Origin of the sequence: Streptomyces sp., from assembly GCF_031181705.1 — a bacterium.
Taxonomy (GTDB): Bacteria; Actinomycetota; Actinomycetes; order Streptomycetales; family Streptomycetaceae; genus Streptomyces.
This window is the reverse complement of sequence record NZ_JAPSKN010000043.1, coordinates 15,704-32,634: the sequence shown is the minus strand read 5'-3', so window position 1 is coordinate 32,634 and position 16,931 is coordinate 15,704. Positions and strand designations below refer to the sequence as shown.

Genomic DNA, 16,931 nt, shown 5'->3' with positions numbered 1-16,931 from the left:
CAGGCGGCGTGCGGTGGCGATCGCCTCGGCGAGCCGGCGCGGCGACCCGGCGGTTGTCGTAGCCGATCAGCCGGAACTCCTCGACCGGTCCTCGCGGGAATCGGCGGGGGACCCTCCGTCTGTCTAGTGCTGTGACCGGGATGGTTCACCGTGATCGGAAGGCGGCTCGTGGGACGAGCGCTCGCGTAACGGCTGGTATTACTGGGGCATGCAGGAAGAGACCGCACGCTCCGCGATCGACACGTTCATCTCCGCGTTCAACGCCTCGGACGACAGCTATGTGACTGCTCTGCTCTCCCAGGCACTGACCTCGGACGTGATCTTCTGGGGACCGTTGGGTCGCAGCGAAGGAATCGCGGCGGTCGAGCGGTTCGTGCTGGACATCCGACGCCACCCGGCGGGGACCGGCACGATGGTGCGCTGCTCAGCGGTGGACATGCCTGACGAATGGGCCCGGTACGAGTGGGTCTTCACCACGCCTGATGGAGGCCCCCGCCTGGCAGGAACGGACGTCGTCCATCTGCGACGGAGCCTCATCGACCAGGTCATTGTCTTCGCGGGGGAGATCGAGCCGTTCGCCTCCTGAGTCATCCTTCTGTCGCTGTCCTTCTGTCGAACTCGCCCCGTCGGCGTCCGGTGGCCGCTGTTCGCGGTTGGTCAGGCTGCGGTGTCGAGGGGGCGTCCGCCCCAGCGGATGCCCTTTTCGCTGCGCTTCTGCCCCTCCTGGCCGGTCAGTCTGCGTACACGGGCAGGCTCAGCCACCGCGCCTCCAGCGATCGGATCGGACGTCACCGCACCTCCAACCGTCGTGACCACCAACCCGGCGAACCTTCCCGGTCAGAGCACTAGGAGACGATGTCCTTGCGTGCGAACCCGCGGAAGGCCAGGGCGAACAGCACCAGCGCGTAGGTCACGGAGATCGACGTGCCCTGGATCATGTCCGACCACTCCAGCTGCGGCCGGACGGCGTCGAGCCAGGCGTACTGCCAGTGCGCGGGCAGGAAGTGGCGCCAGTCGCCGAGGGCCGTCACCTCGTCCAGGACGCTGCCGATGATGGTGAGGAACACCGCGCCGCCGACCGCGCCGAGCGGGGCGTCCGTGCGGGTGGACAGCCAGAACGCGAGGCCCGCGGTGACCAGTTGGGACACCATGATGTAGGCCACGACGATCAGGAGGCGCTGGGCCGCCGTGCCGGTGGGCAGACTGCCGCCGGTGGGCAGTTCGAGCGGGCCCCAGCCGTAGGCGGCCGTGCCGACGGCGAGGGCGACGACCGGGAGCAGGACCATCGCCGCGAAGCTCAGGGTGAGCCCGACGGCGAGCTTGGACCACAGCAGCCGGGCCCGGGGCACGGGGGCCGCGAGCAGGTAGCGCAGGGACGACCAGCCGGCCTCCGAGGCGACCGTGTCGCCGCAGAACAGGGCGACGGGTATGACGAGCAGGAAGCCGGCGGCGGAGAAGAGGTTGACCGCGGCGAAGTTGGCCCCGGACGCGGTCGCCGTGTCCATGAGGTTGACGCGGTTGTTGCCGCCGCCCGGGTCGCCGCCGACCTGGAAGGCGATGAGCAGGATGACCGGCAGGGCGAACAGGACGCCGCCCATGACCATCGTGCGGCGCCGCTTCAGCTGCCTCACCAGCTCGACGCGGAAGGGCAGGGTGCGGCCCGCGCGGTAGCCGTCGGCGACCTCGACGGGCGGCTCGGCGAGCGTGCTCATGCTTCGGCTCCGATCAGGGTGAGGAAGGCGTCCTCCAGGCGGCGGTGCGGGCCGACGGACGTGACCGCCACGTCCAGCCGTACCAGGTCGGCGACCAGGCGCTGCGGGGTGCCGTCGGCGCCGAGCCGGACCAGCAGGCCCTCGTCGGCGCGCACGGCCGAGGCGACGCCCGGCAGGGCGGCGACCTTCTCCACGACGGGCTCGTCCACGGGCGTGGCCGTGCCCACCAGGAGCGTGTCGCCCGAGCCGACGATCTCCGCGACCGGGCCCGTCTGGACGAGCTGTCCGTGGTCCATCACGACCAGGTGGGTGCAGGTCTGCTCCACCTCGGACAGGAGGTGGCTGGAGACGATGACCGTGCGTCCTGCGGCGGCGTAGCGGATCATCACCTCGCGCATCTCGCGGATCTGGGGCGGGTCGAGGCCGTTGGTCGGTTCGTCGAGGATGAGCAGGTCCGGCAGGCCGAGCATGGCCTGGGCGATGGCCAGGCGCTGGCGCATGCCCTGGGAGTAGGTGCGCACCGCGCGGGCGAGGGCGTCGCCCAGGCCCGCGATCTCCAGGGCCTCCTCCAGGTGCGCGTCCTCGGCGGGGCGGCCGGTGGCGCGCCAGTACAGCTCCAGGTTCTCCCGGCCGGACAGGTGCGGCAGGAAGCCCGCGCCCTCGACGAAGGCGCCGACCCGGGAGAGGACCGGGGCGCCCGGGGCGATGGCGTGGCCGAAGACGCGGATCTCGCCGCCGTCGGGCTTGATCAGGCCCATCAGCATGCGCAGCGTGGTGGTCTTGCCGGCGCCGTTGGGGCCGAGCAGGCCGAGCACCTGGCCCTTCTCCACGCGGAAGGAGAGGTCCTTGACCGCGTACCGCTCCGACGCCTTCGCGTAGCGCTTGGTCAGGCCGGTGATCTGGAGGGGGACCTCGGCCAGGGCCGGATCCGGCGGGGCGGGGGCGGCCGTGCGGCGGCGTCCCGTGACGATCAGTGCGAGGGCGATCGTGGCACCGGCCAGCGGCAGCCACCACACCCAGGCGGGCAGCGCGCCCCGGCTGTCGCGCTGCCCGAGCGCGGAGGGCACCTTCAGGTCGCCCTTGAGGGAGACGGTGTACGTCGCCGGGGCGGTCGGGGAGGCGTAGCCGAGGTCCGTGGAGGCGAGGACCAGGCGCAGGCGGTGGCCGTCGTCGATCTCGTGGTCGATCGCCGGGAGGGTGATGCGGACGTCCTTGCCCGCCTTGGCGCCCTCGACCCGGAGCGGTGTGACGAGCTGCGAGGGCAGCACCTGCCGGGTGCCGCCGCCGGGCCCGACGTCGTAGAGCTTGGCGAAGAGCACGGCGTCGTCGCTGGTGGACTTCACGTGGACGGTCACGGTGGGCGAGCCGGTGATCTGCAGGTCCTCGCGCTGCGGGACGGACTCGAACGCGGCGTACTGGCCGGGGAAGTCCAGGGAGACGCCGATGCCGAGGCCGGCCAGCTGGCTGAGGCCGCCCGCGCCACCGAGGCCGGGCAGGGCGGAGACACCGGGCGGGCTGGCGCCGGGCGGGTTGGCGAAGCTCTGCTCGCGGCCGGTCAGGGCGAGGGAGCGCCGCTTGCTCTCCAGGCCCGGGTAGCGGTCCGAGGTCACGCCGGTCAGGCGGGGTTCGCCGTCGCCGGAGCCCGTGCCGAGGGTGCGGGTGACGCGGAAGGCGGGGCCGGTGTCGACGGCCTTGTCGTCCTTCAGGTAGCGGTCGAACCAGGCCGTCACGCGGTCCTGGACGCGGCCGGTCTCCATGTCGCCGCCGTCGTGGCCGCCGGCGATCCAGTCGACGTCGACGGGGGCGCCGTTGGCACGGATGGTCCTCGCCGCCTGGTCGGCCTGGCCGAGCGGGAAGAGCGAGTCGGACTGGCCCTGCAGCAGCAGCGTCGGCACCTTGATGTCCTTGCCGACGGCGGACGGCGAGCGCTGCTCCAGCAGCGCGCGGGCCTCGGCGTCGGGCGTGCCCGACTCGGCGACCCGCTCGTACATCCGGCACAGCTCGGGCTCGAACTTCTCGCAGCCGCCGCCGGAGTTGACGAAGATGCCGGCCCAGAGCTTCTTGAACACGCCGTTCGGGAAGAGGGCGTCGGCGAGGTTCCAGTACGTGATCGCGGGGGCGATGGCGTCCACGCGCGGGTCGTGGCCGGCCGTGAGCAGGGCGATGGCGCCGCCGTAGGAGCCGCCGGCCATGCCGACGCGCGGGTCGCCCTTCTTGTCGAGCTCGACCCGGGGCTGCTCCGCCAGCCAGTCGAGGAGCTTCGAGACGTCGGCGACCTCGCCCTTCGGGTCGTTCAGGCCGATCTTCCCGGTGGACCTGCCGAAGCCGCGGGCCGACCAGGTCAGGACCGCGTAGCCGTCCCGGGCGAGGTCCTCGGCCTGCTGCCGGACGTCCTTCTTGCTGCCGCCGAAGCCGTGCCCGAGCAGGACGGCGGGGCGGCGGCCGTCTCCTCCGGAGGTGAAGAAGGAGGTGTCGACGCGCACGCCGTCCCCGGTGTCCAGGAGCCGGTCCGTGCGGTGCACCGGGGGTGCTTCGTCGCCGGCGACGGCCGTCCACGTCCCCGCGCCCGCGAGGACGACGACGGCGGCCCCGGCGGCGAGGAGCCTCCGGGGCCGCCGAAGCAGCCCGTTCAGTCCGGGCAGTCGAAGATCCATGCGTCAACGGTACGGGGTGAACCTGTCGATGAGATGTCGACCGGAGACCGAAGTGCGGGGCCTTCCAGGGGTGTACACGGAATTTCCGGCGTACTGCGGGTGGTGTACGGCTTCGAGTTCGGCGGGGGGCTGTGCGTTGCCGGGTGCGGGTGCTTGGTGGCTGTTCGCGCGGTTCCCCGCGCCCCTTGGGGCATGCAGCCCCCGGCGCTTCAAGAGAGGCAGCCCTTACGCCTCGGGTACCGACACCAGCCAGCGCGTCTGCCTGCGCGGGCGCAGGTACAGGGCCCAGTACAGGGTCGCCGCCGCGGTGATGCCGCCCGTCCAGAGCAGGTACGCCGGCTCCTGCTGCACGAGGACGTAGACCAGGACCACGATCAGCAGGAGCGGGGCCGCCGGCCACAGGGGCATGCGCCAGGCCCGGGTGTGCCGGTGGGTGCCGCGGCGGGAGAGCAGGGCGGCGACGGCGACCAGGAGGTACATGCCCGTCACCGAGACGCCCGTGACGCCGTACAGGGTGTCCAGGTCCACGAAGCACAGGGCCGCGCCGGGGACGCCGACCGCGAGGGTGGAGACCCAGGGGGAGCCGAAGCGGCCGAGGCGGGAGAAGAGGGTGTTCACCGGGGCGGGCCAGGCCTTGTCGCGGGCCGAGGCGAACAGCACGCGGGAGTTCTGGACGACCATGACGATCCCCGCGTTGATGATCGCGAGGGCCACGCAGAGGCTGACGAACGTGCCGACGGCCGTGCTGGACCAGGCGGTGACCATGGTGGAGATGTCCCCGCCGGTCAGTGCGGCGAGGTCGGGGGCGCCCAGGGTGATGGCCGCGACCGGGACCAGGATGATCACGGCGGAGATGGCGAGGGTGGCCAGGACCGTGCGGGCCACCGAGCGGCGGGGGTCCTCCAGTTCCTCGGAGAGGTAGACGGCCGTGGAGAAGCCCTGCGTGACGAACAGTGCGATCGCGAGGCCGGAGACGACCAGGAGGGCCGTCACCGTGTCGGGAGCGCCGTCCGGGCCCGCGACCCGCAGAGAGACCAGGCTGCCGGCGCCGCGCTCGGCGTGCGTGAAGCCCAGGACCGCCACGACCGCCGCCGCGATGACCTCCAGGACCAGGAAGACGCCGGTGATCCAGGCGTTGGCCCGCAGGTCGAGCAGGCCGGCGAGGGTGGCGAGGAGCATCACCGAGGCGCCCGTCCAGGACGGGTCGAGGTGCACCAGCGGGGCGAGGTAGTCGGCGGTGCCCATCGCGATGACCGGCGGGACGATCATCACGACCAGCAGGGACAGCACGAAGACCAGCCAGCCGGCGAGGCGCCCGGCCAGCGTGGAGACCATGGCGTACTCGCCACCGGCGCTGGGGACGAGGGTGCCCAGCTCCGAGTAGCAGAACGCCACGGCGACACAGAGCAGGCAGCCGATGGCGATCGTCAGGGCCGTGGCGGTGCCGAGGGTGCCGAACAGGTCCGGGACGACCACGAACAGCGTGGAGGCCGGGGTCACGCAGGAGAGGGTCAGCAGGGTGCCGCCGACGACTCCGATGGAGCGCTTCAGCTTCTCGGGGCCGCCCGACGCCTGCGCGACGGCGGCTTCGACGGGGGTGAGGGTGTCGGTCACGTGAGGGATGCAACATCGACGGAAACCATCACGTCAATGGCTGTTCACATACGAAATCCGCAGCACATGGACGCTCATTCGCGCGTTAGCGTTGCGTCAGGGCTTCTGCGCCACGGACCTGGCGAGTGCGGGAACCGCAGGCCGGGCGGGCAAAAAAGTGGGGCCGTCCGCCATGCGGACGGCCCCGGGAGCAGGGTGTCAGTGGTTGCGCGGAAAGCCCAGGTCCACGCCCGCCGGGGCGTCGGCCGGGTCCGGCCAGCGCGTGGTGACGACCTTGCCGCGGGTGTAGAAGTGCGTGCCGTCGTTGCCGTAGATGTGGTGGTCGCCGAAGAGGGAATCCTTCCAGCCGCCGAAGCTGTGGTAGCCCACGGGGACCGGGATCGGGACGTTCACGCCGACCATGCCGGCCTCGACCTCCAGCTGGAAGCGGCGGGCCGCGCCGCCGTCCCGGGTGAAGATCGCGGTGCCGTTGCCGAACGGCGAGGCGTTGATCAGGTCCAGGGCTTCTTCGTAGGTCTCCGTGCGCAGCACGCACAGGACCGGGCCGAAGATCTCGTCCTGGTAGGCCTTGGCGGAGGTGGGCACCTTGTCGAGCAGGGAGATGCCGATCCAGTGGCCGTCCTCGTGGCCGTCGACGGTGTAGCCGGTGCCGTCCAGCACGACCTCGCAGCCCTCGGCCGCCGCGCCCTCGACGTAGGAGGCCACCTTGTCGCGGTGGGCCTTGGTGATGAGCGGGCCCATCTCCGACGCCGGGTCGTCACCGGGGCCGATCTTGATCTTCTCGGCGCGCTCGCGGATCTTCTCCACCAGTTCGTCGCCGATGGCGCCGACCGCGACGACCGCGGAGATGGCCATGCAGCGCTCGCCGGCGGAGCCGTAGGCGGCCGAGACGGCGGCGTCGGCCGCGGCGTCCAGGTCGGCGTCCGGGAGGACCAGCATGTGGTTCTTCGCGCCGCCGAGCGCCTGGACGCGCTTGCCGTTGGCGGAGGCGGTGGTGTGGATGTAGCGGGCGATCGGGGTCGAGCCGACGAACGAGACGGCCTTGACGTCCGGGTGCTCCAGCAGGCGGTCCACGGCCACCTTGTCGCCGTGGACGACGTTGAAGACGCCCTCCGGGAGACCGGCCTCCGCCAGCAGCTCGGCGAGTTTGACCGACGCCGACGGGTCCTTCTCGGACGGCTTCAGCACGAACGTGTTGCCGCAGGCGATGGCGATCGGGAACATCCACATCGGCACCATCGCCGGGAAGTTGAACGGCGTGATGCCCGCGACGACGCCGAGCGGCTGGCGGATGGAGGAGACGTCGACGCGACTCGCGACCTGCGTGGACAGCTCGCCCTTCAGCTGGACGCTGATGCCGCAGGCCAGGTCGACGATCTCCAGGCCGCGGGCGACCTCGCCGAGGGCGTCGGAGTGGACCTTGCCGTGCTCGGCGGTGATCAGCTCGGCGATCGCGTCCCGGTTGGCGTCGAGCAGCGCGCGGAACCTGAACAGGATCGAGGTCCGCTGGGCCAGCGAGGACTGGCCCCAGGTGGTGAAGGCCTCCTTGGCGGCCGCGACCGCCGCGTCCACCTCGTCGACCGAGGCGAACGCGACCTTCGTCGTGACCTCGCCGGTCGCCGGGTTGGTCACCGGCCCGTGCGTGCCCGAGGCGCCTTCGACGGTCTTGCCGCCGATCCAGTGGTTGACGATCTTCGTCATGGCCGGGAACTCCTTCACAGATGGCGGCGTCGGGTGGAGACGTGCCGTTCGTACAGCTCACGTGCCTTGACCGCGGACGGCCGTGTCGCGGTCTCGGCCACGGGTACATCCCACCAGGCCTGCGCCGGGGGCGCGCCCGACACTGTGTCTGCCGTTTGGGTCTCCACGTAGACACATGTGGGAGTGTCGGCGGCCCGGGCTTCGGCGAGGGCCTCCCGCAGGGCCCGCACGGTCTTGGCGCGCAGCACGCGCATGCCGAGGCTGGCCGCGTTGGCGGCGAGGTCCACCGGCAGCGGCGGGCCGGTGTACGAGCCGTCCTCGGACGGGTAGCGGTACGCCGTGCCGAAGCGCTCGCCGCCGACCGACTCGGACAGGCCGCCGATGGAGGCGTAGCCGTGGTTCTGGATGATCAGGACCTTGATCGCGACGCCCTCCTGCACGGCCGTGACGATCTCCGTCGGCATCATCAGGTAGGTGCCGTCGCCGACCAGCGCCCACACGGGCCGGTCCGGTGCGGCCAGCTTCGCGCCGATGGCGGCCGGGATCTCGTAGCCCATGCAGGAGTAGCCGTACTCCAGGTGGTACTGGTCGCGGGACCGGGTCCGCCAGAGCTTGTGCAGGTCACCGGGGAGGGAACCGGCCGCGTTGATCAGGATGTCCGAGGCGTCGACGAGGGCGTCCAGGGCGCCGAGGACCTGGGGCTGGGTGGGGCGGGTGTCCGGTTCGTCGACCTCGTAGCAGGCGTCGACGCGCTGCTCCCAGCGCTCCTTGTCCTCGGTGTACTCGGCGGCGTAGGTGCCGGCGACCCGGTGGCCGTGCGGGCGCAGGGCGTCCGTGAGCTCCCGCAGTCCGCTGCGGGCGTCCGCGACCAGGGGCTGCCCGGCGAGCTTGTGGGCGTCGAAGGGGGCGATGTTGAGGTTCAGGAACCGCACGTCCGGGTTGGCGAAGAGGGTGCCGGAGGCGGTGGTGAAGTCGGTGTAGCGGGTGCCGACGCCGATCACCAGGTCGGCGGTGCGGGCCAGTTCGTCCGCCGTGGCGGTGCCGGTGTGGCCGATGCCGCCGACGTCCTGGGGGTGGTCGTGGCGCAGGGATCCCTTGCCGGCCTGGGTGGAGGCGACCGGGATGCCGGTGGTCTCGGCGAACTCGGCGAGTGCCTCCTCGGCACGGCTGTGGTGGACGCCGCCGCCCGCGACGACCAACGGCCGCTTCGCCGCCCGGATCGTGCGCACGGCCTCGGCGAGTTCCGCCGGGTCGGCGCCCGGACGCCGTACGGTCCAGACGCGCCCGGCGAAGAACTCCTCGGGCCAGTCGTACGCCTCGGCCTGCACGTCCTGCGGCAGGGCGAGGGTGACGGCACCGGTCCCGACCGGGTCGGTGAGCACGCGCATCGCGTTCAGCGCCGACGGCATCAGCGCCTCGGGGCGGGTGATCCGGTCGAAGTACCTCGACACCGGGCGCAGGCAGTCGTTGACCGACACGTCACCGGCGTACGGCACTTCCAGCTGCTGCAGGACCGGGTCGGCGGGGCGGGTGGCGAAGGTGTCGCCGGGCAGGAGCAGCACCGGCAGGTGGTTGATGGTGGCGAGGGCCGCGCCGGTGACCAGGTTGGTGGCGCCCGGGCCGATGGAGGTCGTCACCGCGTGCGTGGACAGGCGGTTGGACTGGCGGGCGTAGCCGACCGCCGCGTGCACCATGGCCTGTTCGTTGCGGCCCTGGTGGAAGGGCATCGCGTCGGCGTGCTCCAGGAGTGCCTGGCCGAGGCCGGCCACGTTGCCGTGGCCGAAGATGCCCCAGGTGGCGCCGATGAGCCGCTGCCGGACACCGTCGCGCTCGGTGTACTGGGCGGCGAGGAAGCGGACCAGCGCTTGTGCGACGGTCAGGCGGGTGGTCATCGGTACCCCTCCGTGTGGTCCGGGTGGAAGCAGATCCGCCACTCCCTCGTCTCCCCCGGGCCGGCCATGACGTTCAGGTAGTACATGTCGTGGCCGGGCTGGGCGATCGACGGGCCGTGCCAGCCGTCCGGGACGAGGACGGCGTCGCCGGAGCGGACCTCCGTGAGGACGTCGGATCCGCCCTCACGCGAGGGGAATACGCGCTGGTAGCCGAAACCGTTCGGGCCGTCGATCTCGAAGTAGTAGATCTCCTCCAGCTGCGACTCCTCGCCGGGCCGGTGCTCGTCGTGCTTGTGCGGCGGGTAGGAGGACCAGTTGCCGCCGGGCGTGATCACCTCGACCGCGATGAGCTTGTCGCAGTCGAAGGCGTCCGCCGAGGCGAAGTTGCGGACGCGGCGCAGGCAGGTGCCGCTGCCGCGTTCCTCGACGGGGACCTCCGGCGCGGGGCCGTAGCGGGCGGGGAGTTGTCGCTCGCACTTCGCTCCTGCCAAAGCAAAGCGGCCTCCCGCGCCGGAGGCGATCTGGACCCGGGCGTCCCGGGGCGCGTACGCGAAGTCGGTGACCGACGCGAACACGTTCTCCCGGCCCGAGAGGGTGAACTCCTGGTCTTCCACGCGCACCGTGCAGCCGCCCCGCAGCGGCAGGACGATCCACTCGCTGTCGCCGGTGGTGAAGGTGTGCGTGCCGCCGGGCGTCAGCTCCACGACCCGCAGGCTGCTGTGCGTCCAGCCGGCCCGTTCGGGGTCGATGTCCAGGACGTGGTCCACGTCGGCGGTGGTGCCCCTGGGGACGTACAGCCCACTGGTCATGAAGCGGCCCTCACAGCAGTCCTACGGCGGTGTCCACGGCGGCGGCCACGTCGCCGTCCGCCGGATACAGCAGGGAGCGGCCGACCACCAGCCCGCACACGGTGGGCAGTTGCAGGGCGCCGCGCCACTTCTCGTACGCCCCGTCCTGATCGTCCCCCACCTCGCCGCCGAGCAGGACGGCGGGCAGCGTGGAGGTCGCCATGACCTCGGCCATGTCGTCGGGGTTGGCGGTGACCGGCACCTTCAGCCAGGTGTAGGCGGAACTGCCGCCCAGGCCCGAGGCGATGGCGATCGACCGGGTGACGGCTTCGGCGGACAGGTCGTTGCGCAGCCGTCCGCTCTCGTCGCGGCGGCTGATGAACGGCTCGACGAAGACGGGCAGTCTGCGCTCCGCCATGGCGTCGACGGCCCGGCCGGCGGACTCCAGGGTGGTCAGCGAGCCCGGGTCGTCGTAGTCGATGCGCAGCAGCAGCTTGCCGGCGTCGAAGCCGAGGCGCTCGATGTCCTCGGGGCGGTGGCCGGTGAAGCGGTCGTCGAGTTCGAAGCGGGCGCCCTGCAGGCCGCCCCGGTTCATCGAGCCCAGGACGACCTTGCCGTCGAGCGCGCCGAGCAGCAGCAGGTCGTCGAGGATGTCGGCGGTGGCGAGGACGCCGTCCACGCCCGGGCGGGACAGCGCCAGGCACAGGCGTTCGAGCAGGTCGGCGCGGTTGGCCATGGCGAGGCTCCGGCCGCCGACGCCGAGGGCGCCGCGGGCCGGGTGGTCGGCGGCGACGATCATCAGCCGGCCGTTGTCGTTCAGCAGCGGCCGGCGGGTGCGGCGGGCGGCGGCCTCGGCGATCGCCTCGGGGTGGCGGCTGCGCAGCCGGACGAGCTCGGAGACGTCGACGCTCACTTGACGGCCCCCGCGGTGACGGCCGCCTCGATCTCGTCCGGGGTGGGCATCGCGGAGGAGCACTCCAGGCGGGAGGCCACGATGGCGCCGGCGGCGTTGGCGTGCCGCATGGTCCTCTCCAGGTCCCAGCCGGCCAGCAGGCCGTGGACGAGACTGCCGCCGAAGGCGTCCCCGGCGCCGAGGCCGTTGAGGACGTCCACCGGCAGCGGCGGCACCTCGGCGCTCTCCCCGGCGCCGTTCACCGCGAGCACGCCCTTGGGGCCCTGCTTGACCACGGCCAGTTCGACCCCGGCGTCGAGCAGGGCGCGGGCGGCGGCGTGGGGTTCGCGCACGCCGGTGGCGACCTCCACCTCGTCGAGGTTGCCGACCGCGACGGTGGTGTGGCGCAGGGCCTCCTCGTAGAAGGGGCGGGCGGCCTCGGGGTCCGTCCAGAACATCGGGCGCCAGTCGAGGTCGAAGACCGTCGGGCCGGCCTTGGCGCGGTGGGCGAGGGCCGCGAGGGTCGCCGTCCGGCTGGGCTCCTCGCTCAGGCCGGTGCCGGTGACCCAGAAGACGCGGGCGTCGCGGATCGCGTCGAGGTCCAGCTCGTGGGCGTCGATCTCCAGGTCGGGGGCCTTGGGCTGCCGGTAGAAGTACAGCGGGAAGTCGTCCGGCGGGAAGATCTCGCAGAAGGTGACCGGGGTGGGCAGGCCGGGGACGGGGGTGACCCAGCGGTCGTCCACGCCGAAGTCCTTCAGGGCCTCGTGCAGATAGGTGCCGAAGGGGTCGTCGCCGGTCCGGGTGATCACCGCCGTGTGCCGTCCCAGGCGGGCCGCGGCGACCGCGACGTTGCTCGCCGAACCGCCGAGGAACTTGCCGAAGGACGTGACCTGCGGCAGCGGGACGCCCGTCTGGAGCGGATACAGATCCACTCCGATCCGCCCCATGGTGATCAGGTCGTACGCCATCGTGTCCCCTCGGTGTTCGGCTCTCCCCGGCTTTGTAGCCCCCTTCCCGAAGCCCTGTCAATGTTTTGTCCGGACATTCGGACCAGATCATGACAGCGCTTTCGGCACGACCTGGTCCGCGTCCCCTTTTTCCGTAGTCTTCGGCCCTACGCCCCGGTCCGCCTCTCCAGGCGGCTGCCGCGCGGCAGGGTGACGGACATGATGTCGCTGGGCGCGTCCAGCGCGATGCGGTGCCAGCGGCCGCGCGGCACGACGACGGCGGTCCCCGGCGCGAGGCCGGTCTCCTCCTCCTTCTCCCCCGGCCGCTCGGGGCGCAGGCAGAGGCGGATCCCGCCGGTGAGGCAGGCGACGACCTCGTCGGCCTCGGTGTGGATCTCCCAGTGGTCGCCGTGGACGTCCTCGTCGGTCTCGACGTGGAAGGTCATCAGCTGCCAGGAGTCCTGCTCGGGGTCGAACGCGGGTTCCTCGACGCGCACCTCACCGCCGTCGCCGAGGCGGACGAACGAGGTGAGCAGGCCGAACGGGGCGAGGGTCATGGGGGTGAGGTCCTTTCCGGCTGTCCGGGGTGCGGGGTGCGGCCGGTTCACTCGGCCAGGGCGCGGCGCAGGGCCGCGGCGAGTTCGGCGATCTGCCGCTGCGAGACGTCGGCGGTGAGGATCGCCTGGGATCCGTGGAAGGTGCCGGGCCACTGGTGCAGCTCGACCGGCACGCCCGCCTGGAGCAGGCGCAGGGCGTAGGCGATGTCCTCGTCGCGGTTCGGGCACAGCTCCGCCGTGGCCACGTACGCGGGCGGCAGTCCGGCCAACTCGGCGGCCCGGGCCGGGGCCGCGTAGGGGGTGGCGGGCGCTCCGCCCAGGTAGTGCCGCCACGACGCGGCGACCTTGTCGCGGTTCATCCAGGGCGTGTCGGTGAAGTTCCGCTGCGACCACGTCTCCTGCCGGTCGTCGAGACCGGGCTGGTTGAGCAGCTGGAAGCGGATCGGCGGCCCCTGGCGGTCCCGCGCCCGCAGCGCCAGCGCCGCCGCCAGGCCGCCCCCGGCGCTGTGCCCGCCGACGGCGACGCGCTCCGGGTCGGCGCCGAGCCCGGCCGCGTGCTCGGCGGCCCAGGTCAGCGCGGTGTACGCGTCGTCGAGCGCGGCCGGGAACGGGTGCTCGGGAGCCAGGCGGTAGCCCACCGAGATCACCACCGCGCCGGAGGCGGCGGCCAGCCGGGCGGCCCAGGGGTGTTCGGTGTCCAGGTCGCCCATGACGAATCCGCCGCCGTGCAGCCAGACGACGGCACCGTGCGCCCGGTGCGGGCGGTAGACGCGGACCGGCACGTCCGGATCGCCGGGAACGGTGTGGTCCTCGACCTCCATGCCGGAGGTGTCCGGGGCCGGCACCGCGGCGGCCAGTTCGGCGAAGCTCTTGCGCTCGGTGACCGGGTCGGTCAGATCGGCGCGGGGGAACAGCGGTACGAATGCCTCGAGTTCAGGGTCCATGCGGCCATCCTCACCGCCCTCCGATCCCGCAGCATCCGCCAACTGTCGCGCGTACGCGCCCCGTTGAGCACCGAACGGCGCATATCCTCGCGCCATGGAGGCACTGGCCGTACGACTGTCGCAGCTGGACGCGCAGGTCGAGGGCGCGATCCGCGTCGTGATGTTCTACGACACCCTGATGCGCCGCCGGGTCGACCTGCCGGCCCTGGCCCGGGCGTCGGCGGGCCTGGCCGAGTGCGTGGCCGGGATCCGGCTGCACGGCACGGGAAGGTCGATCCGCTTCTCCCCCGACGGCGGGCAGGCACCCGCTCCGCCCGGGCCCGGGTCCAGCACGGCGGCGATCACCCTCGACGACGAGGAGATCGGCACGGTCTGGCTGGAGCGGCCCGGCCCGCCCCTCCCGCTCGACGAGGTGCTGCTGGACCGGCTCGCCATCGCCGCCGCAGCGGTCGTCGAACGCTACGGCCCGGCCCGCACCACCATGGCCGACCCCGCCCTCGTCGAACTCGTCGTCAGCCGCGGCACCGAGGAGGCGGCCAGGGCCCGTGCGCTGCGGCTGCTGGGCTTCGCCCCCGAGCTGCCGATCCGCGTCGTCGCCGTACGGTCGCAGGTGCCGCTCGACCGGCTCGGGGGCCTGCTCTGCCCGGCCCGGCCGGTGAAGGCGGCACCGCTCGGCGACGTGGGCGTCGTCCTGGCCGCTTCGGTGGACCGGGCCGGGCTCCCGGACGGCGTGCGCGCGGGCATCGGCACCGCCGAGAGCCCCGAGGTGTCCTGGCGGCAGGCCCGCACCGCCCTCCGCTTCACCACCGCGCGCCGCCCGGTGGTCTCGCACGCCGACCTGGGGGCGCTGGCGCTGCTCGCCGAGGTCCCCGAGGACACCATGCGCGCCAACGCCGACGTGTCCGCCCTCGCCCGGCTCGCCGGCACCCCCGAGGACCTCCGCACCCTGGAGGCCTACTGCGTCACCGGCTCCCTGCGCCGGGCCGCCGACCAGCTCCACCTGCACCACAGCAGCGTGGCGCGGCGGCTGGAGCTGATCGGCAGGGCCCTGGGCTTCGAACTCACCGAGCCCGCCGGTCTGCTGCGCGCCGGTCTCGCCCTGACGGCCTGGCACCTGCTGGACGGCTGAGACACCGCGCCCGGCTCCCGCGTCAAGGCGCCCCGCCGACGCCCCGGCGCACGCCTTTGCCCCGGCTGTGTCACAAACACCTCCTTCCTGTCACACATGTCGCACGTACGCGGGTCTTCCGTCACACCCGCGCACAGGCCCTGCCCCGGGTCGAGCGGGGTCGTTGACCGGACACAGGCTTGTTGATCGCCGGCGCAGCACCCGGCTCCCCCGGACGGCCGTCCCCGGCCGCCGTCGCGGTGCGCGCGAGGAGGTACACGTCATGACCGACCGAAGGCTCTGGTCCTACAAGGAGATCGCGGCACACATCCGGGTCCAGCCCGACACCGTGCGGTCCTACCGCAAGCACGGCCTGCTGCCCCCGCCCGACCACGTCGAGAGCGGCAAGCCCTACTGGTACGCCGACACCGTCCGGGCCTGGGTCGCCTCCCGGCCCGGCAACCGCAACCGCAGAGCCGACTGAGCCGTCACACCGCTGACCTCGTGCCCCACCGCCGCGTGGGGCACGGTCGTCTCCCGGGCCGCCGACCGGGCCCGGCCGGGCGGGCCGTCTCACCGCCACGGCTCGACGACCGTCACCCCCGCCCCTGCCGCCGTCCCCATGGCCGCCAGGGCGGACGGGACCTCGTCGAGCCGGATGGCGGACGTCACCAGCAGGTCCGGGCGCAGGACGCCGGCGCGGACCAGTTCCAGCATCGGCGGGTAGCCGTGCGCGGCCATGCCGTGGCTGCCGAGCAGTTCGAGCTCCAGGGCGATCGCGCGGGCCATCGGCACCGGTGTCGTGCCGTCCGGTGCGGGCAGCAGCCCGACCTGGACGTGGCGGCCGCGGCGGCGCAGGCCGTTCACGGAGGCGGCGCAGGTGGCGGGCGAGCCGAGGGCGTCGAGCGAGAGGTGCGCGCCGCCGCCGGTCAGGTCGCGGACCGCCGCCGCCGTGTCGGGCACGGCGGTCGCGTCGACACAGTGCGCCGCCCCGAACGTCCGCGCCAGATCGAGGGCCGCGGGTGACACGTCCACGGCCACGACCCGGGCGCCGGAGGCGGCCGCGATCATCACCGCCGACAGCCCCACCCCGCCACAGCCGTGCACCGCGACCCAGTCCCCCGCGGCGACCCCGCCCTGCTGCACCACCGCCCGGTAGGCCGTGGCGAACCGGCAGCCGAGGGAGGCCGCCGTGGCGAAGGACATCTCCCCGGGCAGTGGCACGAGGTTCACGTCGGCGTGGTCCAGCGCCACGTACTGGGCGAAGGAGCCCCAGTGCGTGAAGCCGGGCTGGGTCTGGCGCTCGCACACCTGGTGATCACCCGCCGCGCAGGAGGGGCAGGTGCCGCAGGCGCAGACGAACGGCACGGTGACGCGGTCGCCGGGCCGCCACCGGCCCACCCGGGCGCCCACCGCCTCGACGACACCGGCCAGTTCGTGCCCGGGCACGTGCGGCAGTGTGATGTCGGGGTCGTGCCCCTGCCAGCCGTGCCAGTCGCTGCGGCACAGCCCCGTGGCCTCGACCCGCACGACCACCCCGTGCTCCGCGGGCTCCGGGTCGGCGACCTCCCGGACCTCGGCCGCCTTTCCGTACCGCTCGAACACCACGGCCCGCATGACCCACCCGCCTTCCCCTCGTGTCGTCTCCCCGGGCGCAGGGCGCCCCGCCGATGCTCCCACCCCGGCGGGCGGCCCGGGGCCGGTACCGGTCCCCGTGGGCCCGTCGTGAATCCGATACCCCCTAGGGGTACAGTGGGAGAGGTGGGAGCCTCCAGGGCCCCCACGGCCCCACACGCCTCGACGAGGAGAACGACATGACCGCCCAGACCGACACCACGGGCTCCGTCACCACCGTCTACAAGGTGAGCGGCATGAGCTGCGGCCACTGCGAGGGCGCCGTCTCCGGCGAACTCTCCCAGCTCTCCGGCGTCCACTCGGTGACGGCCGTCGCCTCGACCGGCGAGGTCACCGTCGTCTCGGCGGCCCCGCTCGACGACGAGGCCGTACGCGCCGCCGTCGACGAGGCCGGCTTCGAACTGGCCGGCAGGGCCTGAGACCCCCCGGTCCGGCAGGCAGCCCGGTCCGGCCGTCGCCGGTCCTGGCGCTCGTACCCGGGTACGGG

15 protein-coding genes are annotated in these 16,931 nt (G+C 73.0%); 4 read left to right on the top strand and 11 right to left on the bottom strand.

Annotated elements, in window-relative coordinates:
• Positions 1–208: 208 nt before the first annotated feature.
• Positions 209–586, top strand: coding sequence for a nuclear transport factor 2 family protein (locus RIN80_RS11640; protein ID WP_309095478.1), 378 nt, complete (start codon positions 209–211; stop codon positions 584–586).
• 259 nt (positions 587–845) lie between these two features.
• On the opposite strand, the gene RIN80_RS11635 is transcribed toward RIN80_RS11640, so the two are convergent.
• The 10 genes from RIN80_RS11635 to RIN80_RS11590 all read right to left on the bottom strand — a co-directional run bounded on the left by RIN80_RS11635 (position 846) and on the right by RIN80_RS11590 (position 13,701).
• Positions 846–1,712 carry an ABC transporter permease gene (locus RIN80_RS11635; RefSeq protein WP_309095477.1) on the bottom strand — a complete coding sequence of 289 codons (867 nt, stop codon included), beginning with the start codon at positions 1,710–1,712 and terminating at the stop codon, positions 846–848.
• Positions 1,709–4,366 (bottom strand): CocE/NonD family hydrolase, encoded by a 2,658-nt coding sequence (locus tag RIN80_RS11630; protein WP_309095476.1) that lies wholly within the window; start codon positions 4,364–4,366, stop codon positions 1,709–1,711. The genes RIN80_RS11635 and RIN80_RS11630 overlap by 4 nt, the downstream gene beginning before the upstream one ends.
• Positions 4,367–4,591: 225 nt before the next feature.
• A complete protein-coding gene (locus RIN80_RS11625; RefSeq protein WP_309095475.1) occupies positions 4,592–5,980 on the bottom strand; it encodes an APC family permease in 1,389 nt (462 codons plus the stop codon).
• Positions 5,981–6,178: 198 nt separating this feature from the next.
• Positions 6,179–7,681 (bottom strand): CoA-acylating methylmalonate-semialdehyde dehydrogenase, encoded by a 1,503-nt coding sequence (gene mmsA, locus RIN80_RS11620; protein ID WP_309095474.1) that lies wholly within the window; start codon positions 7,679–7,681, stop codon positions 6,179–6,181.
• Positions 7,682–7,695: 14 nt separating this feature from the next.
• Complete coding sequence (gene iolD, locus RIN80_RS11615) at positions 7,696–9,573, bottom strand: 3D-(3,5/4)-trihydroxycyclohexane-1,2-dione acylhydrolase (decyclizing) (protein ID WP_309095473.1); 1,878 nt, start codon at positions 9,571–9,573, stop codon at positions 7,696–7,698.
• A complete protein-coding gene (gene iolB / locus RIN80_RS11610) occupies positions 9,570–10,382 on the bottom strand; it encodes a 5-deoxy-glucuronate isomerase (protein WP_309095472.1) in 813 nt (270 codons plus the stop codon). The genes iolD and iolB overlap by 4 nt, the downstream gene beginning before the upstream one ends.
• A gap of 10 nt (positions 10,383–10,392) precedes the next feature.
• On the bottom strand, positions 10,393–11,274 hold the full coding sequence (locus RIN80_RS11605) for a deoxyribose-phosphate aldolase (RefSeq protein WP_309095471.1): 882 nt from the start codon (positions 11,272–11,274) through the stop codon (positions 10,393–10,395).
• Positions 11,271–12,221: a 5-dehydro-2-deoxygluconokinase gene (iolC, locus tag RIN80_RS11600; protein WP_309095470.1), complete on the bottom strand. Its 951-nt coding sequence runs from the start codon at positions 12,219–12,221 to the stop codon at positions 11,271–11,273. The genes RIN80_RS11605 and iolC overlap by 4 nt, the downstream gene beginning before the upstream one ends.
• 146 nt (positions 12,222–12,367) lie before the next feature.
• Entirely contained in the window at positions 12,368–12,757 is a 390-nt protein-coding gene (locus tag RIN80_RS11595) for a cupin (RefSeq protein WP_309095469.1), read from the bottom strand.
• Between the two features lie 47 nt (positions 12,758–12,804).
• Positions 12,805–13,701: an alpha/beta hydrolase gene (locus RIN80_RS11590; RefSeq protein WP_309095468.1), complete on the bottom strand. Its 897-nt coding sequence runs from the start codon at positions 13,699–13,701 to the stop codon at positions 12,805–12,807.
• A 94-nt stretch (positions 13,702–13,795) separates the two neighbouring features.
• Here RIN80_RS11590 and RIN80_RS11585 point away from each other — a divergent pair, with 94 nt between their 5' ends.
• Together RIN80_RS11585 and RIN80_RS11580 are read left to right on the top strand one after the other, a co-directional pair.
• Complete coding sequence (locus tag RIN80_RS11585; RefSeq protein ID WP_309095467.1) at positions 13,796–14,830, top strand: helix-turn-helix domain-containing protein; 1,035 nt, start codon at positions 13,796–13,798, stop codon at positions 14,828–14,830.
• Between the two features lie 262 nt (positions 14,831–15,092).
• The gene (locus tag RIN80_RS11580; RefSeq protein WP_094052395.1) at positions 15,093–15,293 is read left to right on the top strand and encodes an AlpA family transcriptional regulator; all 201 of its coding nucleotides are present in this window, start codon (positions 15,093–15,095) and stop codon (positions 15,291–15,293) included.
• An 89-nt stretch (positions 15,294–15,382) separates the two neighbouring features.
• Here the strand turns inward: RIN80_RS11580 and RIN80_RS11575 are convergent, their stop codons facing one another.
• Positions 15,383–16,426, bottom strand: a complete 1,044-nt coding sequence (locus RIN80_RS11575; RefSeq protein WP_309095466.1) for a zinc-dependent alcohol dehydrogenase family protein — start codon at positions 16,424–16,426, stop codon at positions 15,383–15,385.
• Positions 16,427–16,623: 197 nt separating this feature from the next.
• Here RIN80_RS11575 and RIN80_RS11570 point away from each other — a divergent pair, with 197 nt between their 5' ends.
• Positions 16,624–16,863 carry a heavy-metal-associated domain-containing protein gene (locus tag RIN80_RS11570; protein WP_309095465.1) on the top strand — a complete coding sequence of 80 codons (240 nt, stop codon included), beginning with the start codon at positions 16,624–16,626 and terminating at the stop codon, positions 16,861–16,863.
• Positions 16,864–16,931 lie beyond the last annotated feature (68 nt).